The sequence below is a fragment of the Arthrobacter sp. AD-310 genome (assembly GCF_054656615.1).
The window spans coordinates 35,635-61,299 of record NZ_BAAHNO010000001.1; the positions used below are offsets into that span (position 1 = coordinate 35,635).

General features: G+C 68.5%; 19 protein-coding genes. 12 read left to right on the top strand and 7 right to left on the bottom strand.

The window, feature by feature from the left end; genetic code table 11:
- The first annotated feature begins 44 nt into the window (after positions 1–44).
- From ACYQ1Z_RS00185 to ACYQ1Z_RS00195, 3 genes are read left to right on the top strand one after another with little or no spacing between them, the layout of a single operon-like run.
- Entirely contained in the window at positions 45–578 is a 534-nt protein-coding gene (locus tag ACYQ1Z_RS00185) for a WhiB family transcriptional regulator (protein WP_459790298.1), read from the top strand.
- 29 nt (positions 579–607) lie between these two features.
- Positions 608–3,985, top strand: a complete 3,378-nt coding sequence (locus tag ACYQ1Z_RS00190; RefSeq protein WP_459790299.1) for a glycosyltransferase — start codon at positions 608–610, stop codon at positions 3,983–3,985.
- Positions 3,978–5,630, top strand: a complete 1,653-nt coding sequence (locus tag ACYQ1Z_RS00195; RefSeq protein ID WP_459790300.1) for a DUF5719 family protein — start codon at positions 3,978–3,980, stop codon at positions 5,628–5,630. The genes ACYQ1Z_RS00190 and ACYQ1Z_RS00195 overlap by 8 nt, the downstream gene beginning before the upstream one ends.
- Positions 5,631–5,691: 61 nt before the next feature.
- On the opposite strand, the gene ACYQ1Z_RS00200 is transcribed toward ACYQ1Z_RS00195, so the two are convergent.
- Positions 5,692–6,204, bottom strand: a complete 513-nt coding sequence (locus tag ACYQ1Z_RS00200) for a metallopeptidase family protein (protein WP_459790302.1) — start codon at positions 6,202–6,204, stop codon at positions 5,692–5,694.
- 120 nt (positions 6,205–6,324) lie between these two features.
- On the opposite strand from ACYQ1Z_RS00200, the gene ACYQ1Z_RS00205 reads away from it, so the two are divergent.
- The 4 genes from ACYQ1Z_RS00205 to ACYQ1Z_RS00220 all read left to right on the top strand — a co-directional run bounded on the left by ACYQ1Z_RS00205 (position 6,325) and on the right by ACYQ1Z_RS00220 (position 9,907).
- Positions 6,325–6,714, top strand: coding sequence for a DUF3499 domain-containing protein (locus tag ACYQ1Z_RS00205; RefSeq protein ID WP_459790303.1), 390 nt, complete (start codon positions 6,325–6,327; stop codon positions 6,712–6,714).
- A 78-nt stretch (positions 6,715–6,792) separates the two neighbouring features.
- The gene (locus tag ACYQ1Z_RS00210) at positions 6,793–7,017 is read left to right on the top strand and encodes a Trm112 family protein (RefSeq protein ID WP_459790305.1); all 225 of its coding nucleotides are present in this window, start codon (positions 6,793–6,795) and stop codon (positions 7,015–7,017) included.
- A gap of 109 nt (positions 7,018–7,126) precedes the next feature.
- Positions 7,127–8,605 (top strand): adenosylhomocysteinase, encoded by a 1,479-nt coding sequence (ahcY, locus tag ACYQ1Z_RS00215; protein WP_459790307.1) that lies wholly within the window; start codon positions 7,127–7,129, stop codon positions 8,603–8,605.
- A 63-nt stretch (positions 8,606–8,668) separates the two neighbouring features.
- The gene (locus tag ACYQ1Z_RS00220; RefSeq protein WP_459790309.1) at positions 8,669–9,907 is read left to right on the top strand and encodes a L,D-transpeptidase; all 1,239 of its coding nucleotides are present in this window, start codon (positions 8,669–8,671) and stop codon (positions 9,905–9,907) included.
- Between the two features lie 30 nt (positions 9,908–9,937).
- Here the strand turns inward: ACYQ1Z_RS00220 and ACYQ1Z_RS00225 are convergent, their stop codons facing one another.
- Complete coding sequence (locus ACYQ1Z_RS00225; protein ID WP_459790311.1) at positions 9,938–10,738, bottom strand: RDD family protein; 801 nt, start codon at positions 10,736–10,738, stop codon at positions 9,938–9,940.
- Between the two features lie 69 nt (positions 10,739–10,807).
- Here ACYQ1Z_RS00225 and ACYQ1Z_RS00230 point away from each other — a divergent pair, with 69 nt between their 5' ends.
- A complete protein-coding gene (locus tag ACYQ1Z_RS00230; RefSeq protein WP_459790312.1) occupies positions 10,808–11,800 on the top strand; it encodes a stage II sporulation protein M in 993 nt (330 codons plus the stop codon).
- Between the two features lie 127 nt (positions 11,801–11,927).
- Positions 11,928–13,046 (top strand): TIGR01906 family membrane protein, encoded by a 1,119-nt coding sequence (locus ACYQ1Z_RS00235; RefSeq protein WP_459790313.1) that lies wholly within the window; start codon positions 11,928–11,930, stop codon positions 13,044–13,046.
- Here the strand turns inward: ACYQ1Z_RS00235 and ACYQ1Z_RS00240 are convergent.
- On the bottom strand, positions 13,037–14,866 hold the full coding sequence (locus ACYQ1Z_RS00240) for an AMP-dependent synthetase/ligase (protein ID WP_459790315.1): 1,830 nt from the start codon (positions 14,864–14,866) through the stop codon (positions 13,037–13,039). The two genes, ACYQ1Z_RS00235 and ACYQ1Z_RS00240, sit on opposite strands and share 10 nt — an antisense overlap.
- 67 nt (positions 14,867–14,933) lie before the next feature.
- The gene (locus tag ACYQ1Z_RS00245; protein ID WP_459790316.1) at positions 14,934–16,691 is read right to left on the bottom strand and encodes a dolichyl-phosphate-mannose--protein mannosyltransferase; all 1,758 of its coding nucleotides are present in this window, start codon (positions 16,689–16,691) and stop codon (positions 14,934–14,936) included.
- A 45-nt stretch (positions 16,692–16,736) separates the two neighbouring features.
- On the opposite strand from ACYQ1Z_RS00245, the gene rsmI reads away from it, so the two are divergent.
- Together rsmI and ACYQ1Z_RS00255 are read left to right on the top strand one after the other, a co-directional pair.
- Positions 16,737–17,609 (top strand): 16S rRNA (cytidine(1402)-2'-O)-methyltransferase, encoded by an 873-nt coding sequence (rsmI, locus tag ACYQ1Z_RS00250; protein ID WP_459790317.1) that lies wholly within the window; start codon positions 16,737–16,739, stop codon positions 17,607–17,609.
- Between the two features lie 195 nt (positions 17,610–17,804).
- Complete coding sequence (locus ACYQ1Z_RS00255; protein ID WP_459790319.1) at positions 17,805–19,307, top strand: NAD-dependent succinate-semialdehyde dehydrogenase; 1,503 nt, start codon at positions 17,805–17,807, stop codon at positions 19,305–19,307.
- A 55-nt stretch (positions 19,308–19,362) separates the two neighbouring features.
- On the opposite strand, the gene ACYQ1Z_RS00260 is transcribed toward ACYQ1Z_RS00255, so the two are convergent.
- Genes ACYQ1Z_RS00260 through ACYQ1Z_RS00270 form a run of 3 tightly spaced genes read right to left on the bottom strand, consistent with a single transcriptional unit; the run spans position 19,363 to position 24,406 of the window.
- The gene (locus ACYQ1Z_RS00260; protein WP_459790320.1) at positions 19,363–21,846 is read right to left on the bottom strand and encodes a transglutaminase TgpA family protein; all 2,484 of its coding nucleotides are present in this window, start codon (positions 21,844–21,846) and stop codon (positions 19,363–19,365) included.
- Complete coding sequence (locus tag ACYQ1Z_RS00265) at positions 21,843–23,303, bottom strand: DUF58 domain-containing protein (protein WP_459790321.1); 1,461 nt, start codon at positions 23,301–23,303, stop codon at positions 21,843–21,845. Before ACYQ1Z_RS00265 ends, ACYQ1Z_RS00260 begins: the two co-directional genes overlap by 4 nt.
- An 8-nt stretch (positions 23,304–23,311) precedes the next feature.
- Positions 23,312–24,406, bottom strand: a complete 1,095-nt coding sequence (locus tag ACYQ1Z_RS00270) for an AAA family ATPase (protein WP_459790322.1) — start codon at positions 24,404–24,406, stop codon at positions 23,312–23,314.
- Between the two features lie 163 nt (positions 24,407–24,569).
- Between ACYQ1Z_RS00270 and ACYQ1Z_RS00275 the strand changes: the two genes are divergently transcribed.
- Positions 24,570–25,475, top strand: a complete 906-nt coding sequence (locus ACYQ1Z_RS00275) for a TatD family hydrolase (RefSeq protein ID WP_459790323.1) — start codon at positions 24,570–24,572, stop codon at positions 25,473–25,475.
- Positions 25,476–25,665: the final 190 nt, after the last annotated feature.

Here is a 25,665-nt window from a genome sequence, read left to right on the forward strand (position 1 = left end):
GCCAGCGTATCCAGGCAGTGGCTGAACACATCAGGAGGGTCGCCGTGGGGCAAGCAGAGCGTATCCAGGAAGATGCCGTCGTAGCCGGTCAGGCAACGGCAAAGTACCGCGCGCGGGGGGTGCCCAGCGACTGGTATGTGGACCCCGCCGATCCCGAAGCCGCGGAGCGGTACAACCGGGATGCCGGCAGCGTCCTTGAGGACCAGGCCACAGCATTCCTTGCTGCACACGAAGCCCTTCTCAACGGTGCGGCGGACCCTGAGGATGAACTTGATCCGCCCATGGAACTGCCGGCGCCCGGAGCCGTGCAGCCGGTCTGGATCGGCCTGCCCTTCCAGCAGGACTTCGACGACGAAGGCGAACTTGGCTGGCAGACCGATGCCCTCTGCGCCCAAACGGATCCTGAGGCCTTCTTTCCGGAAAAGGGCGGCTCCACGCGCGATGCCAAGAAAGTGTGCGGTGCCTGCAACGTTCGGTCCCAGTGCCTGGAATACGCGCTGGCGAACGATGAACGGTTCGGTATTTGGGGCGGCCTGTCCGAGCGTGAGCGCCGGCGGCTAAGGAAGCGAGCAATCTAATTCACCAGGATGTTTATGTCACTGCCGTTGTGGTCGCCCATAACGGCAGTGACTATCTCCCGCGCACGCTGTCGGCCCTGGCCGGCCAGACCCGGCCAATAGACCGGGCTATCGGCGTTGACGCAGGGTCCCGCGATGATTCGCGTGCCCTGCTCGAGCAGGCACTGGGTGCCTCCAGCGTCGTCACCCACGACCACGGCAGGGGCGGCATGGGTGCCGCCGTGTCCGCGGGCCTCGCTGCGCTGGCGCCCTGGAGCGGCCAGGATTCCGGGGGCAAGCAGGAATGGATCTGGCTCCTGCACGATGACGCGGCCCCCGCGCCGGAAGCCCTGGCGGAGCTCCTCGGCGCCGTCGAACGGGCCCCCTCCGTGACGGTCGCAGGCTGCAAGCAGCTGGACTGGCACGCGGAACGCAAGCTGGTCGACGTCGGATTGTCCACCAGCCGTTGGGCCGAACGGCTCACGCTGATTGACGCCGACGAGCTGGACCAGGGGCAGTACGACGGCCGAAGCGATACCTTTGCCGTGAACTCCGCAGGGATGCTGGTGCGCCGCGACATTTGGGAGCATCTCGGCGGTTTCGACCCCGCCCTCCCCGGCAGCGGGGACGACGTCGATTTCTGCTGGCGCAACCGCCTCGCCGGCCACCGCGTGGTGGTGGTTCCCGCTGCCCGCATGTTCCATGTGGTCCATCGGCCGCACGCCTTGGGAAACCCCTCCGCCGCGCGCAAGGCCCAGGTCCACCTGCGGCTGAAACACGCACCCCTCTGGCTGGTTCCGGTCCACGCCGCCGGCGCCCTGCTGGGCAGCATCTTCCGGTTGGTCCTGAGCATAGCGCTCAAGGACCCTGGCCATGGCTTGTCGCAGTTCCTGGCCACCGCCGCTGCGCTGGGTAGGCCCCGTGCAGTGGCGAGGGCGCGCCGGACCGCACGGGGAACGCGGCGGATCCGCCGTTCAGTGATCCGCAAGCTCCAGACGCCCCGGCGGGAAGTCTGGAGCCACCGCCGGTCGCTGATGGAGGCAATCGGCAGTGACGGCAGCCAGGCCGAAGACCTTGAACAGGACCCGCTGGCGCACCAGCCCACGGGCGACGCGCCGGATGACTTCGCAGCCCTTGCCACCACGAGGCGAGGTTGGGTGGGGAACGGCGCGCTCGCCGCGGTCATCGCCGCCTCGGTTGCCTCCTTGCTGGGACTTGCCGGCATTTTCCGCGCCGACGCCGTGGCCGGCGGGGCCCTCCTGCCTGTTTCCGCGCGCCTGGGCGATATCTGGCAGCACGCCACCAGCTGGTGGATCGCCCTCGGTGCTGGTCTGCCGGGCAGGGGCGATCCCTTTGGGTACGTCCTGTGGATCCTCGGCGTCCTTGGCGGCGGTGACGCGAACGCCGCCATGGCCTGGCTCCTCCTCCTCAGCACCCCGTTGTCAGCCCTGACCGCCTGGTTCGCTGCCGGCGGCCTGACCGTGCGCCGCCGGCTCCGGCTCGCCGCGGCGCTCTTCTGGTCTGCCGCCCCAGCCCTCCAGATTGCCCTGAACCAGGGACGGGTGGGAGCCCTGGTGGCTCACCTGATGATCCCCCTCCTCGTCCTTGCCCTGCTCCGCGCAACCGGGTCGGCCGTCGGGCACGGACGCTTCTCCCTTCCGGCCCCGGGGGACAGCGGCGGCGAACGGCCCCCTGTCCGGCCCGGCATCAACGGCACACCGTCCTGGACTGCCGCTGCCGCGGCCGGACTCGTACTGGCCGTTGTCACGGCGTCGGCTCCGTCGCTCCTCGTCCCCGCCACGGTGGTGATCGTCCTGTGCGGGCTCCTGCTCGGCCGCCGCGGCCGCACAATCTGGTGGGCCCTGCTGCCCGCCGCGGCGCTGTTCATCCCGTTTGGGCTCTCCGTGCTGGATAAGCCGCGGGCATTGCTCGCTGATCCAGGCCTGCCGCTTGGTTTCACCGCTGCCCCGTTGTGGCAGCAACTCCTGGGCCAGCCCCTTGCTTTCAGCCCCGGCGGGGGAGTTGAGGGGCTTCCCTACTTCCAGGACGGTCCGGTCCCATGGGGATTGCTGCTGGCACTGCTGCTGGCCGTCCCTGTCCTGGTGCTGGCAGCGGCCGGGCTCTTCAGCCCGGGGCGCCGCGGCAGGATGGTGAAGTCCCTGTGGCTCGCCGGACTGATCGCCCTGGCATGCGGCTGGCTGGCTTCGCATCTGGCCGTCAGCCTGAATGCCGGCACTTTGGTTGTGCCCTTCACGGGCCCGGCTGTTTCCGCTGCCTCATTCGTTCTGCTTGGTGCGTCGCTCCTGGGAGCGGAACAGCTTCTCAGCGTCGCGGACAAGGCACCTGCCGGTGCCACAAGGCGCCGCGCTGCGGCACGGTCCGCCGTCGCCGTGGGCATGATCCTGGTGCTCGTTGGCTCGCTTGCCGGAATGGCCGCCTGGTCCGCCCGGAACCTTCTGCGCCCGGCTGCCGCCACTGCCGGCCCGGCAGGCAGTCCCGATGCTGTCCTCTCCGGTGCTGCCCGGCCCCGGGCCGCCGGGACCGACGGCCCCGGGCTGGGAACCGCGCGGCTGGTCGAATCCGTGAACCCGAGGACCCTGCCGGCAACGGCTATCGACCGCGGCATCGGACCCGAACAGACACGCACCCTGTTGATCAACACAGGGGAGGATGGCGCGTTCGACGCCGCATTGATGCGCGGAGCGGGCACCACCCTCGACAACCTCTCAGCCATCGCGTCTGCCCGGAACATCATGGGTGCGCCCGGGTCGGAGACTATCCGCGATGACGACGACGTCACCGCATCGATCCGCCGTGTGGTGGCCACCCTTGTTGCCGGGCAGGGGGTCGATCCCCGCAGCGACCTCGAGGATCTGGGCGTCGGCTTTATAGTCCTCAGGTCCGCTGACACGGCGGCGCAGCTCACCGCCAGCAGAATGGACGCCGTCCCCGGGTTGGTTGCCGTGGGGCAGACCGATGTCGGATGGCTCTGGCGGATCACGCCCTTGAACCAGCCCGTCCTGCAGCCGGCAGACATCACCCACCGGGTACGGATCGTCGACACGGCCGGCGCCACCACGGCGCTGGTGCCGTCTTCCTACAACAACGTCGATGCCCAGGTGCCGGCAGGGCCCGAAGGCCGCCTTGTAGTGCTTGCGGAACGTGCGGATACCGGCTGGACAGCCTGGCTCGACGGCCGGAAGCTGACATCCACCACGTCCGGGTGGTCGCAGGCCTTTACCCTGCCTCCCACCGGCGGCCACCTGGAGATCCGCTACGACAACCCCTGGTCCGTATGGACGGGAATTGCCCAGGGCACGGTCATCGGGCTTACCGTCATGCTGGCTATCCCCATGCCGGCACGGAGGCAACGCACCGGCATCTCCCGTGATGAAGGCTCCCTGCGTAAGGAGCAGCAGAATGCATGAGGAAACCAGTTCCGCCGTGGCGGCCGGGGCAACCGCCACGGAGAAACGTCCCGCAGGAAGCAGCGTCCAGGGTTCCGCCAGGCGGCGGCCGGGCTCCCTCGCCGGTGCCGCCGGCGGGGCACTCGTCCTCCTTGGAGCCGGTGCCCTGGTTGCGGCCGGAACGGTGGTCGCCCCGCCCCAGTCCAGCCGGATCCTTCCGGCCGCGCTTGCTGCCGTCCCGGCAGGGGAGAGCGTGGGTGTCTGCCCCGGCCCTGCCCGGCTGCTGGAAGGTACGGAAGCCGGAACAGATCCCCAGTTCAGCCCGGTGTCCGCCACCGCTGCCAGCTCGGTGACAGCGGCCGTTCTCGGCGCCTCGGGCGTGCTTCCCGCCAGCCGGCTGTCGGAGCTGGACGGTGCCACCGCCGTCGAAATCGCCAAAGATCCGGGGCAGCCGCCCGCGGAAGGGGCCCGCCAGGAACTCCTGGCCGGAACGGTGCCAAACCGGTCCGTTGACCGGGCAACGGTCCTCAGCGCAGACGCCGTGGCCAACCAGCAGGCCTCCGCAGCCGGGGCCATGAAGTTCACGGCCACCGACGGCGATCTCCAGGGAACAGCGGCCGCGAACTGCCAGCCGCCCTCCAACGACCAATGGCTGGCTGGGGCCAGCACCACTGTGGGCCGCACGTCGGTGCTGCTGCTGACCAACGCCTCCACGACGCCCGCAACCGTCAGCCTCGAACTCTTTGGCAGCAAGGGGCAGATCCAGGCTCCAGGCAGCCGTGGCCTGTTGGTCGCACCGGGAACCACCCGCTCGGTGGTGCTCGCCGGCCTCGCGCCCGGGGAAGCGCAATTGAGCGTCCATGTCCGGAGCGCGGGCGGACCCGTCGCCGCGGCCATCCAGCAAAGCGTCCTGCGCGGGCTGACTCCCGGCGGAGTTGACTTCATCGCCCCGGGCGCCGCGCCCGCCGTCCGGCAGGTCATGACCGGCGTGGACATCCAGGACCCCGCTGCCATAGCCTCCCTCACCGACGACTCCGGCTACGGGGACGCCGGCCCCGCACTGCAACTCACTGTGCCCGGACCCTCGGACGCGGTGGTGGATATCAAGCTGTATGGGCGCGACGGCCAAAAGGCACTGCCCGGGGGCGGCGTTGTCACCGCCAAGGCGGGTTCGGTCACCGAAGTTTCCCTGGCGGGCGTGCCCGCCGGGCACTACACCGTTTCCGCGGAGTCCGATGTTTCCTTTGCTGCCGCCACACGCATCAGCCGGGGCCTCCAGGCGGACCAGCCTGCCGATGTTGCCTGGGCCGCAGCCGGCGTGCGGCTGGGCAGCCAGCACGTCGTTCCCGTTCCGCGGGGCGGCCAGCGCCAGCTGGTGTTCGGTGCATTGGACGGGCGGGCCAGCATCACCTACGCCGCCATCACTGCGGATGGAAAGGTGCGCGCGCCCTCCACGGCGGACATCGCAGGGGGGACGACGGCGTCCATCGCCGTGCCGGACAAAGCGGACGATGCGGACGTGGTTGGCTACGTCGTATCGGCTTCCGGTGGCGCTGCCTATGGTGCCGTGCTGCTGCAGCAGGACGGCCGCAACGACGTCTCGGCACTTGCTTTGCAGGCGGCTGCCGCCGGGCAGGAAACGGTGCCGGTCACCGTCAGCCACTAGCGGGGCGGCCCGGACCGGGCCCGGTTGTCCGGAAAATGCGCAACCCGGGCCGAGGTGCCCGTCAGTACCGGCGCCGGTACACCGGGTCCAGGGTTTCGGGGGCCACGCCGAGCATCTCCGCGGTATGCTCCACCACGACGTCATGGACGAGGTCCTGGAGCTCCTCGATTCCTGGGCAGGCCTGTTCCACTACCCGTCGGTAGACAGTGATCATGGGGCCTTCGTTCCCACTGGCCGGGATGTAGGCGCCCATCGGTGCCGGAGCGGAGGTGGCCGCCAGTTGTTCAAGGTCCGGCGGGATTTCATCCACGCCAAACCTCACCCCATCCAGGGTCTTGCCCCAGATGTCATGGAGCCGCTGCGCCGAGTCCAGGACCATGTCATCAAAACGGTCTGAACGGGTGCGGAAGCCGGGATGCGTGGGGAGCATCACTTCGCCCCGCAGGCCCCGGCCGTGGCGGTTGCGGCGGCGCTGCATAAAGCTCTTGCCCTTGGGCTCCCCGCCCGGATCCCTGCGGACATCCGGGTCAGCCAACCGGACCGTAAAACCTGATTTCTGGTTCGATGACTGCATATATTGACTGTAAACCCGGGATAGGAATTACGCGATAGATCCGCCCCGGAGCAAGGACGCGTCCCGTCCGGGGGCGGCAATGCGCGGAATCGGGCGTAACACCGAGTAGTCTGTGATGTCGTGGGAGCTATCCGTCAGTGTTCAAGATCTGCCTGCCGCCAGTCGGCGGTGGCCACCCTGACGTACGTGTACGCGGACTCCACAGCCGTCCTCGGCCCGCTGGCCACGTACGCTGAGCCGCACTGCTACGACCTCTGCGAACAGCACGCCGACTCGCTCACCGTTCCCCGCGGCTGGGAAGTCCTGCGCCTGGCCATGCCCACCACACCGCAGCAGCCGGGACCGGACGACCTGCTCGCCCTCGCGAACGCCGTTCGTGACGCCGCCGCCCTGCCGCCCCAGGGCCAGCAGGCGCCGGCCCAGCGCGGTTCCCATTCCGCCCTTGAGGCCCCTGCGGGCGCCGAAGGCACCCGCAGGGCGCACCTGCGCGTCCTTCGCGAGCCGTCCTGAGATCCATCTGGCGGTAGGCTGGATGCTGCACACCCGTCCGCTACCGGCGCGAGCGCGCCCGCCATGGAGCATGAACCAATGCCAAGAATCAGTCCCGAACTGCTGTCCGTCCTGCGCTGCCCCGTGACGGGTTCACCCCTGGTCCAGGACGGCGGGGAACTGGTGGCCACGGCCCCCGACGCGGCCGGGGTCAAGCCCCGCTACGCCATCGAGGACGGCATTCCGCTCCTCCTGCCTCCGGAACTGCTGGCTGCCGCCACCTCCGCAGGCTCCGACCAGCACGATCCCGGGCCCGCAGCCTAGATCCCGGGCCCGCGGCCTGGGCGGGCCCCGCCCACATCCACAGACCACAGGTGCCCGCGACAGGCGCCGCGCCGGACACGGCAATATTGGACACAACAGAGGACCACCCATGACTTTCGACTACAAAATTGCCGATATCTCGCTGGCGGAGGCGGGGCGGCACCAGATCCGCCTGGCTGAACACGAAATGCCCGGCCTGATGGCGCTGCGGGAGGAATTCGGCGAAAGCCAGCCGCTTAAGGGTGCGCGCATTGCAGGGTCCCTGCACATGACCGTGCAGACGGCCGTCCTGATCGAAACGCTGACCGCGCTGGGCGCCGAGGTCCGCTGGGCCTCCTGCAACATCTTCTCCACGCAGGACGAAGCCGCCGCCGCAGTTGTGGTGGGCAAGGGCACGGTGGAGGACCCGCAGGGTGTCCCCGTTTTCGCCTGGAAGGGTGAGACCCTCGAGGAATACTGGTGGACCGCCGAGCAGATCCTCACCTGGCCCGGTGCGGAGTCCAACCCGGAGCTGGGTCCCAACATGATCCTGGACGACGGCGGCGACGCCACCATGCTGGTGCACAAGGGCGTTGACTTCGAAGCCACCGGCATCGTCCCCTCCGCGGACCCCACCGACTCGGAAGAGTACGGCATCTTCCTCGATGTCATCCGCCGTTCCATCGCCGCGGACCCGCAGAAGTGGACCCGCACGGCGTCCACCATCAAGGGTGTCAGCGAGGAAACCACCACCGGCGTGCACCGCCTGTACCAGCTGGCCGAGCAGGGCAAGCTGCTGTTCCCCGCCATCAACGTCAACGACTCCGTCACCAAGAGCAAGTTCGACAACAAGTACGGCATCCGGCACTCGCTGCCCGACGGCATCAACCGCGCCACGGACGTCCTCATGGGCGGCAAGGTCGCCGTCGTCTGCGGCTACGGCGACGTGGGCAAGGGCGCCGCCGAGGCGCTGCGCGGCCAGGGTTCCCGCGTGATCGTCACCGAGATCGACCCCATCTGCGCGCTGCAGGCCGCCATGGACGGCTACCAGGTGGCCAGGCTCGAATCGGTCCTGGCGCAGGGTGACATCTTCATCACCACCACGGGCAACAAGGACGTCATCATGGCCGAGCACATGGCCGGCATGAAGAACAAGGCCATTGTGGGCAACATCGGCCACTTCGACAACGAGATCGACATGGCGGGCCTGGCAAAAGTTCCCGGCGTCAAGAAGGTGGAAATCAAGCCGCAGGTCCACGAGTGGGTCTTCGACTCCGGAACAGACGCCGAACGCTCCATCATCGTCCTGTCCGAGGGCCGCCTGCTCAACCTGGGCAACGCCACCGGCCACCCGTCCTTCGTGATGAGCAACTCCTTCGCCAACCAGACCATCGCCCAGATCGAACTCTGGACCAAGCATGGCCAGCCCGAAGGCGGGCGGGAATACGAAAACCAGGTCTACGTCCTGCCCAAGGTCCTGGACGAGAAGGTCGCCCGCCTGCACCTGGATGCCCTCGGCGTCGAACTGACGGAGCTGACCAAGGACCAGGCGGAGTACCTGGACATCGACGTCGCCGGCCCCTACAAGCCCGAGCACTATCGTTACTAAGAAGTGAACCACCCGGGTGCCGCGCGCACCCGGGCTGTTACTTCCAGCCCCTAGGATCTGTACATGGAGCCCGAAGTCCAGCCGCGCCGTCCGCGGACCCTGAAGAAGATTCTCGTCGTCGCTGCAGTGTGCGTGCTGGCAGCGGCGGGCGGCGTGTTCGCCGCCGTCGCTCCCGGCCTGGCCGGCGTTGCGCTGGAATCGGAAGCAGGATCCGCGGTCCGGACCTCTCCCGGCATCGCGATGCCCGTGGTTGCCCCGGTTAAGTCCGAGGCCGCCCCGGCCAACGGCGCCAAACAGGTCAACCCCGCGGCACCGGTGACCTTGAAGGTCACCAACGGCACCATCGAACGAGTGACCCTGACCAGCACCACGGGCGAAACGGTCGAGGGGAGCATCGACCCTGCCGGCACCGGCTGGACCGCCTCCGGACCGCTGAAGTTCAATTCCGACTACAGCTACACCTACGTGGTCAAGGATGGCGCGGGCCGCGAAACCAGCACCACCCAGGCGTTCAGCACGGTTTCCAGTTCGCACGAGGCCGACGCTGCCATCTACCCGCTGGACGGCATGAAAGTGGGCGTGGGCCAGCCGCTGCAGATCATCTTCAGCGAACCGGTACTCAACCGCGACGCCGTCGAGAAGGCCATCAAGGTCACCAGCAGCGCGGGCCAGGTGGGCGCCTTCCACTGGCACAGCGACAAGATGGTCCGTTACCGGGCGGAAGGGTTCTGGGTGGCCAACTCCACCGTGTCCATGGACATGCAGCTCTTCGGGGTGGACCTCGGAAACGGTCAGATCGCCAACTTCAACAAGAAGATGACCATGGCCATCGGGGACAAGAAGGTGGCTGTGGCCGACGCCGCCGCCCACACGTTCACGCTCAGCGTCAACGACCAGGTGGTCAAGACGCTTCCGGTCAGCATGGGGGACAAGCGCTTCCCGTCAGCCCGCGGCTACGGCGTGCTCATGGAAAAGAAGCGCTACGACCACTTCCGCGCCTCGAGCATCGGACTGAAGCCGGACGACCCCGCCTACTACGGCGACGTTGACGTTGAGTACACCATCCGGCTTACACTCAGCGGCGCATACATCCACCAGGCGCTCGAGTCCGCCTTCCCCTTCATCGGCAACACGAACGTCTCGCACGGCTGCATCGGATTCGCTCCCGACGGCGCCGCCTGGGTCTTTGACAACATGGGCACCGGGGACGTCGTCCACATCGTCAATACGGAAGGCGACTACGCCGCCCACGACGACGGCTTCGGGGACTGGAACATCCCCTGGAGCGAGTACGACAACTGACCTCAGCCGCTGATCTTCAACCGCTAACTGTCAGCCGCTGAAAGGCAACCGCTGCAGCCGCCCGCCCACCTCGGCGTTCCGGTGCCGCTGCTGCGCCAGGCGGTTGAGTTCCCGATCCCGGTGCTCGGCAACGACGGCGGCAAGGAACTCGTCCGGCCCTGTTCCCGCAGGAGGGGATGGAGCCACATGGGCGACAAGTTCGGTCGCGATGGCCGCCGCCATCCCGGCCCTGGAGAGCGGCGCCATCCTTCCGGCCTGGCGGAGGAACTGCGTGGCCCTGCGCACCGTGGCGTCGGGGATCCGCCCAATATCGGCAGCAGCCACCCAGGAATGCAGCCTGGGCGGGACGAAAACCGGAACCGGCGGCTCAACAGGAACCCGGCTGCGGATGGCATAGGTACCTGCCAGCAGGTCGCCGAGCCGGCGCGATTTGTCGTTGAAAAGGGCCACCGCGAGGGCCAGGCCGCCGAGGGTCAGGTAGATCTCCAGGAACCCGGTGAGGCCGCGGATCACAGCGTGCCTGAAACGGATGGCGCCGCCGTCCTCACGCACCACACGCAGGCCCGCAGCCAGCTTGCCCAGCGACCGGCCACGGGTCATGGTTTCGACAGCCACGGGAAGGATCACCAGGCAGAACACCACGCTGGACAGCACCAGCGCGCGCATCGCCGCCTCATCAATGTCCCGGCCGGCCGCGCCGAGGCCAAGCAGGACCACCACCAGCAGGACGGCGTGCAGGAGGACATCCAGGATCAGCCCCAGGGCGCGCGCGGCGAACGACGCGGGGCGGAGTTCCAGGACGACTGCCTCACCGGTGACTATCGGACTCAAACTGGACCCGTTCCTCGAAACTGTTGGGGCGGACGGTCAAAGTCTAGTGCCGGACGCTAGGCTGGTCCCGTGGATATGGACGCCTTCTCCGCCGTTAATGCGGACAAGTGGTCGCGGCTGAATGACCTCGCCACCAAGGCAAGGCTGAGCGGCCGTGAAGCGGATGAACTGTTGGCCCTGTACCAGTCCGCGTCCTCGCACCTGTCACTGATCCGCTCCGTGGCCCCCGAAAGCGGCCTGTCCGCTTCCTTGTCCGCAACGCTGGCGCAGGCCCGGACACGGTTTACGGGCGCCCGCTCCAACCCGGTGGCGGACCTGGCCCGGTTCTTCGTTGTGGCACTTCCGGCCGCGTTCTACCGCATTGCCTGGCTCACCCTCGCCTGCGGAGCCGCGTTCATGGCTATCGCTGCCGCCTATGCGCTGTGGATTGGCACCTCCCCCGAAGCGCTGCGTGCGGTCGCGTCGGAAGCGGCAGTCCGGCAATACGTCGAAGAGGACTTCGTCGGCTACTACTCGGAAAACCCCGCGGCCTCGTTCGCCAGTGCCGTTTGGACCAACAACGCGTGGATCAGCGCCCAGGCCGTTGCCCTCGGCATCACGGGGGTGTGGGTGCCGATGATCCTGTTCAGCAACGCCCAGGGCGTGGGCATTGCGGCCGGTGTCTTTGCCGCTGCCGGCAAACCCGATGTCTTCTACAGCTACATCCTGCCGCACGGGCTGATGGAACTGACCGCCGTGTTCATCGCCTGCGCGGCCGGCCTCAGGATTTTCTGGGCCATGGTGTCGCCGGGGCCACGCACCCGGGGACGCGCCGTCGCCGAGGAAGGCAGGTCGCTGATCACGGTTGCCCTGGGGCTGGTCCTGGTCCTGTTCGTCTCCGGCCTGGTCGAGGGTTTCGTCACGCCCAGCGCGCTGCCGGTCTGGGCCAAAATCGGCATCGGCGCCGCGGTGCTGGCCGCCTATTGGGTCTACGCCCTGGTCTGGGGCCGGCGGGCCTACCTGGCCGGGGAACGGGGCGACCTCCGGCGCGAAGATGCGGGCTACTCGGAAATCGCTGCCTGAATCGTTGTAATTCCGGCCGGGGTGGTTCCTCGCCCGGTCCGATGCACGGACTGTAGGCTCGAGAACAGAGAAGATACGCGCCGGCGGTCCCGGCGCGGCGTGGAAACCCGACGGAAGTGACGCTGCTGTGAAAGACGAGACACCGGCCCGCGCCAAGAGCGCTGCGCCGCAGCCGGAGCCTTTCCTGGATACGTCCGGGGACTCTGACGAGCCCGCATTCTCCTGGATGACGCCTGCCGGCAAGGACCCCGCGGAATCCGCTTCCACCGGACCGTCCGCGGCGGAACCGGCCGCCGGCTCCTCCGCTGTTGGGACGGAAGCCGGGACCGGCAGCACCGCCGGGAACACCGGCAAGGACCAGCCCGAAAGCCGTGCCGACCGGAAGGCCGCGGAGGCGGCAGCCGACACACCCCGCAGCCACGGCGGGGACGCCCCGGCAGCTTCACCGGTCTTCCGGGAGCCGCTGGAGACCTCAGCGCTCCAGGTGCGGCCACCCCGGGAGGAAGTGGAGCGCCGCAACGCCGAGCGGGAAAGCGCCGCCAACGCCCGCCCCGTAGCCCCCCGCGTGATGCAGGTCCTGCTCGCCATCTTCTTCCCCGTGGTCCTCCTGGTCCTGGCCGTGCGGGCTGTCACCAGTCCGCTGTTCCTGTGGGTGGAATACAACCGCCCGGGCTTCCCCGGCGACGGTTACGGCTTCAGCACCGATGACCGCATGACTTACGGGTCCTACGCCGTCGACTACCTGAGCAATTGGGCGGGCCCCCGTTACCTCGGCGACCTGGTCCACCGCAGCGGGGACAAGCTTTTCAAGGATGGCGAGGTCAGCCACATGGCCGACGTGAAGCTGGTGATCCTGTCCACCTTCGGCGCCGGCGCGCTCCTGCTGCTGCTGTGCCTTATCGCCATCCTTTACCTGCGCAAACGCAGCACGGGTGGGGTCCGCAGGGGCCTGTTCGCCGGTTCCATCATCACGCTGGCAGTCATCCTGGGGCTCGGCACCCTGGCGTTCCTGGGCTGGCAGCAGTTCTTCACCGAGTTCCACCGGATCTTCTTTGCTGACGGGTCCTGGACCTTCAGCCTGGACGACACCCTGATCAGGCTGTTCCCAGGCCAGTTCTGGATTGATGCGGGCATCACAATCGCGGGCCTGGTGCTGCTGACGGCCCTGGTGACCCTGGTCCTGACCTGGCCGACAAGGCGGCGGCGCGGCCTGCTGCGCGGGGAACCGGGGGAGGGTCAGGCGTAGAGCCTGGCGATCTCCGACTGGAAGTCCTGTACGACGGCGCTCCGCTTCAGTTTGAGTGACGGCGTGAGGTGACCCGACGCGACCGTGAACTCGGTGTCCAGCAGGGTGAATGAGCGGACTGACTCGGCCTTGGACACCGAGAGGTTCGCCTGGTCCACCGCCGCCTGCACACCCGCCAGCACCTGGGGATCGGTAATCGCCTCCCGCACGGGCAGCGGCGGGAGTCCACGCTCGGAGCGCCAGTTGTCCAGGCCTTCCGGATCAAGGGTCACCAGCGCGGAAACGAAAGGCTTCCCGTCTCCCACCACCACGGCATGGGCCACCAGCTGGTGCGTGCGGATGGCTTCTTCCAGGGGACCAGGCACCACGTTTTTGCCGCCTGCGGTGACGAGCAGGTCCTTCTTCCGGCCGGTCACGGTGAGGAACCCGTCAGCGTCCAGCACTCCTAGGTCGCCGGTGCGGAAGAAGCCGTCCACGAAGGCTTCGGCATTGGCGGCCGGGTTTGCGTGGTAGCCGCGGAAGACGCCAATGCCCTTGACCAGGATCTCGCCGTCCCCGGCAACCCGGATGGTGGTCCCGGGGATGGGGATGCCCACCGTTCCCACCCTGGTGCGGGACGGGGTGTTGACCGTACAGGGTGCGGTGGTTTCGGTAAGCCCGTATCCCTCAAGCACGGGGATGCCCGCGCCACGGAAGAAGTGGGCGTCCTCGTCTGCCAGCGGGCTGGCGCCGGAGACGGTGTAGGCCACGTGGCCGCCCAAGGCCTGGCGAAGCCGCGGGTACAGGATCCGGTCAAAGAGGCCGTGCCGGATCCTGGCGGGCAGGCCCGGGCCCGGACCCCCGCCCCGGCTCTCCCGGTCCAAGGCCCGCGAGTAGTCGATCGCAGCCGCTGACGCGGCATTGAACAGCCTGGCCTTGCCTGCCACTGCGGCCTTATGCGCTGCCGTGGCACGGACCTTTTCGAAGATCCGGGGGACCACCAGCAGGAACGTCGGTTTGAACGAGCCCAGGTCTTCCAGGAGCTGCGCCGCGCCCGGCGTATGGCCCAGCGTTGCACCGGCTGTCAGGCAGACAACCTGCACTGCCCGGGCCAGGACGTGGGCCAGCGGCAGGAACATCAGCGTGCGCGCCTGGTCGGCGAGCAGCGGTTCGGGAAGGAACGCCACAATGTTCTTTGCAACCAGGGCAAAGTTGCCGTGCGTGATCTCGCAGCCTTTGGGATTGCCGGTGGTGCCGGAGGTGTACACGAGGGACGCTACGTCATCCAGGCTTGCCCGGCTGCGGTGCCGCTCAAGCTCTGCATCGCTGACTCCGGCACCGGCGGCGGCGAGGCTCGGCAGATTGGGCGCCCCGCCGCCGTCGTCCATCCGCACAACGCTGACCAGGCGGTCCCGCAGCGGCGGCGAGCCGGCAACAACGCCGGCGACCAGTTCCGCTATCGCCCGGTCCTGCACGAACACCCGGCGGGCACCGGCGTCGCGGATGATCCATTCCACCTGCCGGGCAGAGGACGTTTCGTAGATCGGCACCGTCACCCCGCCGGCAAACCAGATGGCGAAGTCCACAAGCGTCCACTCGTAGGATGTGGCGGACATAACCGCCACGGTATCGCCGGGCTCGAGCCCGCCGGCGATCAGCCCCTTCGCGAGCGCGCTCACGTCCTGCAGGAACTTCCACGCCGGCACATCCACCCAGCCGTTGGGACCCTTGCGCCGGTACAGGGCATGGGCGGGGTTGGCAGCGTGCTGTTCCAGCAGCAGGTCCGTCACGTTGCTGTCGGCATCAAGCTCCACCAGCAGTTCCGTGCTTGCTTCTCTCACAGCGCGTCTCCGTTCCGCGGCCATGCCGCGGCAGCGGCGTCTTCCTGGGGTCTGTAGCAATCCTGCCCTAGATCCAGGACGGCATCCACATCCGGACCCGCCACTCCTGGTAGGGGATGACCTCGGCCGCCCAGATGGGGTAGAAGAACGCCGAGAGCAGCACGGCCGCCGCGACGAACAGCGCCGCAAGGTAGAGGCCGGAACGCCGGCGCCACGGCGGATCGGTGGCCCGGCCCAGCACCAGGCCCAGGCAGTACACCAGGGCGAGGATGAGGAACGGCTCGAAGGACACCGCGTAGAAGTAGAACATGGTCCGCTCCGGGTAGAGGAACCACGGCAGGTAGCCCATGGCCACGCCGGCCAGGATGGCACCGGCACGCCAGTCGCGCCGCCCCGCCCACCAGAACAGCAGGATAACGAGGGAGACCGTGGCACCCCACCAGATCAGGGGGTTGCCGACGGACAGGATCGCCGAGGTGCATTTTTCCACGGTGCAGCCGGCAGTGCCCTGCTGCGGGGATTCGTAGAAGAACGACGTCGGCCGGCCGAGTACCAGCCAGCTCCAGGCACTTGCCTCGTACGGGTGCTCGGAGCCCAGGCCCTGGTGGAACGTGTACGCTTCCCGGTGGTAGTGGGCGAGTGACCGGACGGAGTCCGGCAGCCAGTCCCATTCCGGCGAGGGGTTGCTTTCCGCCCAGCGGCGGAAGTAGGCGTTGTCCGAACGGAACCAGCCGGTCCAGGTGGCCGCGTACACCAGCCCTGCCACGGGGACGATGGAAAGGAACGCCGGGATCCCGTCCTTGATGATGCCGCCGCTGATCCAGCCGCGGATGCCTGCGACCCGGCGTGCGCTCAGATCCCAGAAAACGGTGAGCAGCCCGAACCCTGCCAGGAAGAACAGCCCCGACCATTTGGTGCCGGCCGCCAGCCCGAGGCAGACGCCGGCGGCCAGCCGCCACCAGCGGATCCCGAGCCAGGGGCCGGCGAGGAGCATGGCGCCGGGCGGCTGTCCGCCGTTGCGTGCCGCGGCCTGCCCCAGCCGGTGTGCGAGGCGCCGCCGCCCGTCGTCGCGGTCGAGCAGCAGGGCGGCGAATGCGGCCAGGACCCAGAACATCAGGAAGATGTCCAGGAGGGAGGTCCGCGACATCACCAGGTGGTGTCCGTCGACTGCCAGGAGCAGGCCCGCGGCCCCGGCCAGTGGCAGCGAGCGGAACAGCTTCAGGGCGACCAGGGAGACCAGCAGGATGGAGAGTGTGCCGGCCAGGGCCGCCGCGAACCTCCAGCCAAAGGAATTATCCGCACCAAAGAGCCACATCCCGGCAGCGATCATCCACTTTCCCACCGGGGGGTGGACCACGTATTCGGGGGACGACAGCAGGACATCGGGATTGCCTGCGTTGAATGAATCGTTCGCCGTGTCCGGCCAGGAGCGTTCGTAGCCGCTCATCAGGTAGGAGTATGCGTCCTTGACGTAATAAGTCTCATCGAAGACGAGTTTGTGCGGGGCATCAAGCCGGACGAACCGCAGGATCCCGCCGGCCACGGCTGTCAGGACGGGGACGAGCAGCAGCCAGAGCCGGAGCGACGGCGGGTAGTCGCGCCATGAGCGGACGCCGCCTGCCACGCGGGCGTGCAGGGCTTCGACGGTGAAGGCCTCGTCCGGACGGCTGAGCCAGGTCCGGCCCCGCCGGACGCCGCTGGTGTCCACGGCGCGGCTGGGGGGTGCAGCCTCCCCGGCCTTGCCGGCTGTGGCGGAAGCGGGGTGTTCGGCGCTGGGCCGTGCAGCTTCCTGCGGCTGCGTGGAGGTCTGCGTCACGAGCCCCATGCTACCTTTTGCGGCTGGTTGTCCCCGCAGCAGTAGGCTGGAGGCGTGGATCCTAACCCCAGCACCCCGCCAGCCTCCGGCCCGGCTGTCGGACGCATAGTCCTGGCCGCCACTCCGATCGGAAACACGGGGGACGCCTCTGCCAGGCTCGTGGAGTTACTGGGAACCGCCGACATCGTGGCAGCGGAAGACACCCGGCGTCTGCACCGGCTGGTGCAGAGCCTGGGCGTCACCATAGCCGGCCGGGTCATCAGCTACCACGAACACAACGAGGCAGCGAAGACGGCTGAACTGCTGGAGCAGGTCAGGACGGGCAGCACCCTGGTCATGGTGACGGATGCCGGGATGCCGTCCGTGTCGGACCCTGGTTTCCGGCTCGTTGAAGGTGCGGTTGCCGCCGGGCTCACGGTGACAGCCGTTCCCGGCCCCTCCGCCGTCCTGACCGCCCTGGCGCTGTCCGGCCTGCCGACCGACCGGTTCTGCTTCGAGGGCTTCCTGCCGAGGAAGGCCGGTGAACGCGCGTCACGGCTCGCGGACCTTGCCGGGGAGCGCCGGACCATGGTGTTCTTCGAGGCCCCGCACCGGCTGGAGGCCATGCTCCGGGCACTGAAGGAACGGTTCGGTTCCGGGCGTCCCGCTGCCGTCTGCCGTGAATTGACCAAGACCTACGAGGAAGTCCGCCGTGCTTCGCTCGGCGAACTCCTGGAATGGGCTGAGTCTTCCGAGGTGCGGGGTGAAATCGCTGTAGTGGTGGGAGGCGCCCCGGAACAGGCGGCCGGCGCCCCGGAAGACCACGTAGCGGCAGTGAATGCGCTCGTTGCCCAGGGAATCCGCCTCAAGGAGGCCGTTGCCGCCGTCGCCGAAGACGTCCGGGTCAGCAAACGCGAACTCTATTCAGCGGTGCTGGCCGCCCGCTGACGGAGGCACCGGGCGCCCGGAAAGGGTGCTCCGTTCTGCTGTGCAGCTGCACAGCAGAACAAGGTTTCGGCAGTGCGCGGAGGCGTAGACCCGGGGTGAATCCCGGCAGTAGTCTGGCACTAAATCAGCCCTGTTGGGCCCGGCCGCCGGCCGGCGCCGCAGGACTGCACCACCCCTACTGACGAGGGAGTCATCGTGACTGTCACTGCACAGCCCGGCGTTAGCGCAGACCGCGAAAGCCGGCTTCTGGCCTCTGTTCCCACCGGCCTGTTGATCAACGGTGAGTGGCGCGATGCCGCTTCCGGCAAGACGTTCGACGTCGAGGACCCGGCGACCGGCAAGGTGCTGTTGAGCATCGCCGACGCCGGCGCCGAAGACGGTGCCGCGGCGCTGGACGCTGCGGTGGCCGCGCAGGAGTCCTGGGCGAAAGTTCCGCCGCGGGAGCGCGGGGAGATCCTGCGCCGGGCATTCGACCTCGTGACCGAACGGGCCGAGGACTTCGCCCTGCTCATGACCATGGAGATGGGCAAGCCCCTGGCCGAAGCCCGCGGCGAGGTGACCTACGGTGCGGAGTTCCTGCGCTGGTTCTCCGAGGAAGCCGTGCGCGCCTTCGGCCGCTACTCCGTGGCCCCGGACGGCAAATCCCGGCTGCTGGTCACCAAGAAGCCGGTGGGCCCCTGCCTGCTGATCACGCCGTGGAACTTCCCGCTGGCCATGGCCACCCGCAAGATCGCACCGGCCGTCGCCGCCGGCTGCACCATGGTCCTGAAGTCCGCCAACCTGACGCCACTGACCTCCCAGCTCTTCGCCGCCGTCATGCAGGAAGCCGGCCTGCCGGCCGGTGTCCTGAACGTCATCCCCACCTCCACCGCCGGAGCCACAACTGGTCCACTGATCAAGGACGCCCGGCTGAGGAAGCTGTCCTTCACCGGTTCCACCGAAGTCGGCCGCCGCCTCCTCGCCGATGCCTCCGGGACCGTGCTGCGGACCTCGATGGAGCTCGGCGGGAACGCCCCGTTCGTCGTATTCGAGGACGCCGACCTGGACGCGGCCGTCGCCGGGGCCATGCTGGCCAAGCTGCGAAACATGGGTGAAGCCTGCACCGCGGCCAACCGGTTCATCGTGCACGAATCCGTGGCCGCTGAGTTCGCGGAGAAGTTCGCCGCGAGGATGAAGGAAATGACCACGGCCCGCGGGACCGAGCCCGAGTCCAAGGTCGGCCCGCTGATCGACGCCAAGAGCCGGGACAAGGTTCACGAACTGGTTTCCGACGCCGTCGCGTCCGGCGCGAAGGCTGTCCTCGGCGGGGCGCCGGTGGACGGGCCGGGGTACTTCTACCAGCCCACCATCCTGTCCGGCGTCACCGAAGGCACCCGGATCCTGTCCGAGGAAATCTTCGGTCCGGTTGCTCCGATCATCACGTTCTCCAGCGAGGACGACGCCGTGCGCCTGGCCAACAACACCGATTACGGCCTGGTGGCTTACGTCTTCACCAAGGACCTCAACCGTGGGATCCGGATGGGTGAACGGCTTGAAACCGGCATGCTGGGCCTGAACGCCGGCGTCATTTCGAACGCCGCGGCACCGTTTGGCGGTGTCAAGCAGTCCGGCCTGGGCCGTGAAGGCGGACTCGAGGGCATTGAGGAGTACCTCTACACCCAGTACATCGGCATCGCTGACCCCTACGCCGGCCAGTAAGACCGGGCCGGTAAGAGGACGGCAGCAACCTCCAGCGGCAGGCCGCCGCACGCCCCTAACGTGACTTCGCGCGCAGGGACCGTGCGGCGGCCTGTGCCGTTGCAACCGCAACCCGCCCTGCGGATTTGGCGGGTGCGGCCAGGATCCGGCGCAGCCGCGCCATGACCGACGGCGGAAGCCAGGTTGCGCGGAGCCGCTGGGGAAGGCTGGCGTTGGCACGCAGGGAGTCTTCGAGCGCGGCCAGGCGTGCCGCGGCGCCCCCGCCGTTAGCCATCGCCCGCGGCCGGCCGTCGTCGTCCGCTACCTGCCCCGCCGCGACCGCCACCGGTGGACGGCCATACCTGAAGCGCTCAAACTCGGCGGTGAGGACGCCCACGGCCCGGTGCCCGGCCGCGTCCATGCCGTCCGGTTCGCCCAGGCGGCCACGAAGCCGTCCCGCATAGGCCCGCGGCGTCTCGCTTTGCTCCGCCGGCACCCCGTAGTCCGTGCCCAGGTCCAGCACCTCGTTCCACGCAAGGGGAACCGCGTCGCCAGGATCCCTGGGCCGCAGCCGCCGCCTGCGGACAGCAGCGCGGACCAGGTGCGGGGAAGCGGCCAGTAGGCCGGCGCCCAGGACAGCGCCGGCCCCGATCAGCCACGGCATCAGCAGGGCGCTGGCATCGGTGCCGCCCCCGCCGCCGCCGGGGGCCGGAAGCGGGGTTGCGCTGGGAACGGGCGCAGGGGCAGGCGTTGCGTCCGGAACCAGGTCGTCGCCGTTCTCGAGTGCGCCCGGCGCGGACGGGGCGGACGATTCCGTGGCGTAGGCCGGGACCACGCCACGGGAGGGTGTGGGCTCGAACGGAACCCAGCCCAGGCCCTGGAAGTAAAGTTCCGGCCAGGCGTGGGCGTCACGGGCGTCCACCTCGTACTCCGGCAGTCCGCCCTGCCCGGCAACCGTCACGGTGGCGCCGGTCAGCCGGCCCGGCGCGTAACCGACCGCGATCCGGCTGGGAATCCCTTCCAGGCGCGCCATGACCGCCATGGCGGATGAGTAGTGGATGCAGTAGCCGCTCTTCTGCTGCAGGAAGTCGGCCAGGACGGAAAGACCGTTGCCGTCGTACCCGCCCTGGACGGGCGACTGAAGGGAGTAGCTGAACTGCGCCGACCGGAGGTACCGCTGGATGGCCAGGGCTTTGTCGTACGGCGTGCCGGCGGATCCGGCGACGGACGCGGCGGTGGTCCTCACGATCTCGGGGACGTTGCCGGGGATCCTGGTGAAATCCTCGGGGACGTTCCGCACCGCAGCCGAGGACTGCGCCAGGACCGCGGGGGAGAGTTCCGGAACCGAGGACGTCACAACGTATTCCTGCCGCCGGGTCGTGGTATCCGTTGCCATGATGCCCAGCGTGGCCGGATCCCAGGTCCACCGCCCTTCCAGGCCCCGGACGGACTCGGGCGCGTAGGGTACGGGCAGGTAGGGACTGCTGAAGGTGCCCGTGTCGATGGCGGTGGTCTGCTGCACCTGGTTGTTCGCCGGCGCGGCGTACCCGGGATCGAGCTGGCCGACCAGGGGCAGGCGCGAGGCATTCCGGTCGTCCGGGCCCCACGTTTCGCCGTCGAAGTGCTCCACGGTGACGGTGCGGAGGTACAGGGGTGCGGCCGCATTCGTGGCGTACGTGATCCGGCCGCTCCCGTCCGGCGTCCGGAGGCTGTTTCCCAGTGTGATCATCGGGTTCAGGCCGGTGGAAGCGCCCCAAGGGCTCAGGCGGGACCCCTGCGGAAATGTGCCCTGGTCGAACCCCGGGATGGCAACCGGGATCAGCAGGGCGGCGACCAGGGCCACGCCACCCGTCAGTGCCGCGCGCCGGCCCTGCCCGGGGCTGCGTGCCGAGTCGGCCTGGGTGCGGGGATCAGGCGCAAACCACTGGCTGCAGGCGAGGATGGCCAGGTACCCGGCAACAGTGGCGGCGAACCCCCAGAAGCCCACGCTTTGGGGCTTGATCACTGCCGGCACCACCAGGATCGCCAGCAGGCCCACACCGGTGGCGGCGGGCATGCCGAGGGGGACAGCCAGGGCGTCCACCAGGATCACCGCAAGGCCCAGGACTGCGCAGACCACCATGACAATGCCGACATTGGGTGCCACGGGCGCTGTTTCGGCGATGACGGTTTCACTGGCCCGCCTGATCAGCCGGTTCAGCTCGGTGAAGCTGGTGCCACTGGGGATGATTCCCAGGATGCTTGAGTTGCGGAAGAAGGTCAGTGTCAGGATGGCGGCCAGGGACAGGAATCCGCCCGCGGTCACGAGCAGGGGCTGGGCCCGCAGCGCACGAAGGGCGGCGAGGGTGAAGCTGACCACCAGCACGGTGGTCAGGACGGGCCAGTACCAGCCCCAGCCCCGCAGGACCCCGTTCAGGGACAGGGCCGCCCCGCAGACGGAGGCCGCGATTGCCGCCGCCATGGCCCATGGAAACGCACCGACACGCGTCCGGGCGGGACTGCCCGCCGAACCGGTTGGCCGCTGCCCGGTTCCGGCCGACCGGGGAGGAGCCACCGTCACCGTGCCACCTCCGCGCCGCGCCGGATGTCGGCCGATGGGGCCGGTAGCTCCACGTCCTGGTCGAACTGCCCCCAGGCGGCAGTTACCGGCACCGACGGCGGGACGGCCACCGCCCGCCAGCCGCCCTGCCGGAGCGCTTCGAGGGCATCCCCGAAGTCACCGGGCCGGTCAACCACCATGATGGCGAACGCATTTGTGCCGTAACCGGCCGCCGGAGCCAGCGCGAGCGCTTCCTCGGGCGACATCCTGCCCAGCACTGCGATGACAGGCCCGCGCATCCGGTGGGCCGACAACTTGTCCATGAGCTGGTCGTCGAAGGCAGGAGGTCCGCTGTCCTGCCCGGTGTGGTTCCGGGCGCGGCGCAGGCCCGCCCCCGGCATGTCCCGGGACACGGCGTCGCCAGCCCGGCCGTCACGGCGCTGGTGGGGACCGGTGAGGTGGATGGCGGCGAGGCCCTCGGCAATGGATTGCAGTCCTGAAGCGCCGCTGTACTCCTCCAGCTCCGGATCCGGGGCGGAGGGCGAGTGGAGGAACGCGGGTTCGCCGCGGACATCCAGCAGGCGCAGGCCGTAGTGGCGTTCGGACAGGTGTGCGCTGATCGACATCGCTGCCACAACCGCCCATTCGAAGGTCCCGCTGGTGGAAAGGATGTGTCCGTCGTGGAAGGCCAGGGCCGCGGAGGCTGTGGGGGACCGGCCGGAGAACGCGGCGGCCCGGTGGTCAAGGATGATGGTCGCCTCCGGCGTGGTGACCGATTCCTCCTGCCTCACCATCAGCGCACCATGCCGGGCGGTCGCCGCCCAGTGGACGCGCCGCATGGGGTCGCCGTTGCGGTATTCACGGGTCATCACGTCGTCGTCGCTGGGGTTGGCACGGATCCTGGTGGCGGTGACGCCGTCGTTGCCCCTTGCGCCGGCCAGCCCGGTCAGGGGAAGAACGACGGCGGCCGGCGTCACGGTCAGCGTGTCGCCGTCGTCGATGGCCTGGCGGTGCAGCGAAAGCCCGAACGGGTCCGTGAACTCCGCGGTCACCGGCCCGATCCGGAACTGGCCGCGCTGTGCGGACCGGAGATGGTACTCATAGCGGCTGGTCCCGCCGGTGGCCGAGCGTGACGGGAAGCGAAAGGCGGGGGACTCGCCGAACCGCGGCGGGAGCCTCTCCTCCATGGTTGCCCGTCCGCTTGCGCTGCCCGTCCGGGCCACAGCCAGCCGCACTGTGGTCGGAGACGACGTTTCCACCGGCGAAGGGTTGAATTCCCGGTAGACCCGGAACCGCGGCGTGACCAGGCGGATCCCGGCGACGGACACCAACGGGAGGACCAGCAGCAGGATGCTGAGCGTGAGGAGGTCCCGCCGGCCCATAATGGCTGCGGCGGCCAGGGCTGCAACGCCGGCACCGATCATGCCCCATCCACGCGGGGTGAAAAGGTGCCGCGGCAGTCCGTCCAACAGCGCCATGGCTCCGCCTAGCGGTTCCTGCCCGCAGCGGCCGGCACCCGGCCGGGTTCGGCGGCAGCCTGCGGTACCGGCAGTTTCGACAGGATGCCCGCCAGCACGGTGTGTGGGGTTTCGCCCGCCCCGGCTGCCTTACGGTCAAGGATGATCCGGTGGGCCAGGACGGCCTCGGCGACCTGCACGACGTCGTCCGGCAGGACAAAGTCGCGTCCGTCCAGGGCGGCGGTGGCCTTGGCGGCCCGCAGGAGTTGCAGCATGGAGCGCGGGCTGGCACCCAGGCGCAGCAGTGGGCTTTCCCGGGTGGCGCGGCCGACGGACACCGTGTACTCCTTGACGGCCTGGGAGACGTAGACCTGCTGGACGGTGGCGATCATGGCGGCCACTTCAGCGGTGGTGACCACTGCGGAAACTGTGGCCAGGGGCGAGGACGCCTGGTGCGTTTCGAGCATCTCGATTTCGGCGTCCTTGTCCGGATAGCCCATGGAAATCCGCGCCATGAACCTGTCCCGCTGCGCCTCGGGAAGCGGATAGGTCCCTTCCATTTCGATCGGGTTCTGGGTGGCCACGACCATAAAGGGCTCATCCAGCCGGTAGGAGTTGCCGTCCACCGTGACCTGGTGTTCCTCCATGCATTCCAGGAGCGCCGACTGGGTCTTGGCGGACGCACGGTTGATCTCGTCGCCAATAACGATGTTGGCGAAGACCGCGCCGGGCCGGAACTCGAACAGCCTGGAGGCCTGGTTGTAGATGGAGACGCCAGTGACATCGGAGGGCAGGAGGTCCGGCGTGAACTGGATCCGGTTCACGGTGCAGTCGATGGTCCGGGCAAGGGTCTTGGCCAGGAGCGTCTTCCCGACCCCCGGCACGTCCTCGAGCAGCAGGTGGCCCTGCGCGAGCAGGACAGTCAAGGCCAGCTTCGCCGCATCCGACTTCCCATCGATGACCGTATTAACCGTTGTCAGGATGCGCTGGCTGGCTGTGTGGAAGGTTCCGGCATCCATTGGAGCCTGGCGGTGCCCGTTCAGGTGGCTGAGCGGCTCCGGGGCGCCCGGAAGATGACCGGTGGCAGCGCTTCCATCGTTGGCAATACGTCGGTGGGGTTCCATCGGCAACCTTTCGGCCCTGGTTCACCTGGACGGGGACAGCAAGCCTGCCTTCGCCCCTCGGTGGGCGTTCGCATCTGTTCGTACCAGACTACTTCCACAACTACCGCAGCAGACAGAGAGTTCCGGTGAAATTGAGGGCCCCTCCCGCGGTTAGGCTGGAGGGATGTGCAACGCCCTGGTTCCTGACGCCTACCGCATCCCCGACGCCCAGGAAGGCCCGGACGCCCCAGGTGCGGGAAAACGAAACTTTCCGCCGGCTCCGGAGCCGCTGCCGGTACCCGTCATGGACAACCACACCCACCTTGACTTCCCGGACGGGGAGGCGCCCGTCGGGATCAAGGCCGCCCTTGATGCAGCGGCCGCTGTGGGGGTCCAGGGCGCCGTGCAGGTGGGTTGTGACCTTGAATCCTCCCGTTTCACCGTCCATGCCGTGGACCAGGACAGCAGGCTGCTGGGTGCCGTCGCCCTGCATCCGAACGACGCGCCCCGCTATGCGGAGAAGGGTGAACTGGAGGAGGCGCTCGCGGAAATCGAGAGCCTTGCCGCACACCCGCGGGTCCGTGCCATCGGCGAAACCGGACTCGACTTCTTCCGCACCCACGGCGAGGGCCTTGCGCACCAGAAGTACTCCTTCCGGCGCCACATCGACATCGCCAAGCGGCTGGACCTGACCTTGCAGATCCACGACCGCGACGCGCACAACGAGGTGGTCCAGGTCCTGGGGGAGGAGGGCGCACCGGACCGGGTGGTGTTCCACTGCTTCTCCGGAGATGAAGAACTTGCCAGGATCTGCAACCGGGAAGGCTGGTACATGTCCTTCGCTGGCACGCTGACCTTCAAGAATGCCGCGAACCTGCGGGCCGCGCTGGCTGTGGCGGACCCCGGGCTGGTCCTGGTCGAAACCGATGCACCCTTCCTGACGCCCCACCCGCACCGGGGCCGTCCGAACGCCAGCTACATGGTCCCGTACACGGTCCAGGCCATCGCGGAATTGACAGGAAAGGACCTCGCCGGGGTGTGCGCCGAGATCAGCGAAAATACCGTGCGGGCATACGGATCCTGGGGCTGATCCAAGCCCCGTCCAGGTAACGGTGATAAATACCTGGTATGCACAAATCTTGGCTGCTTTATAACGCTACGGTTACAGTGGACAACAATTAGCCGGGGTCGGGGAAGGCCATCGGGTAATCCACTTCATCAAGCAGCACCAGATCCGGGTCCTCCTGCCCGGGGCGAAACCGCTGCGAAGTCTGGCGGCG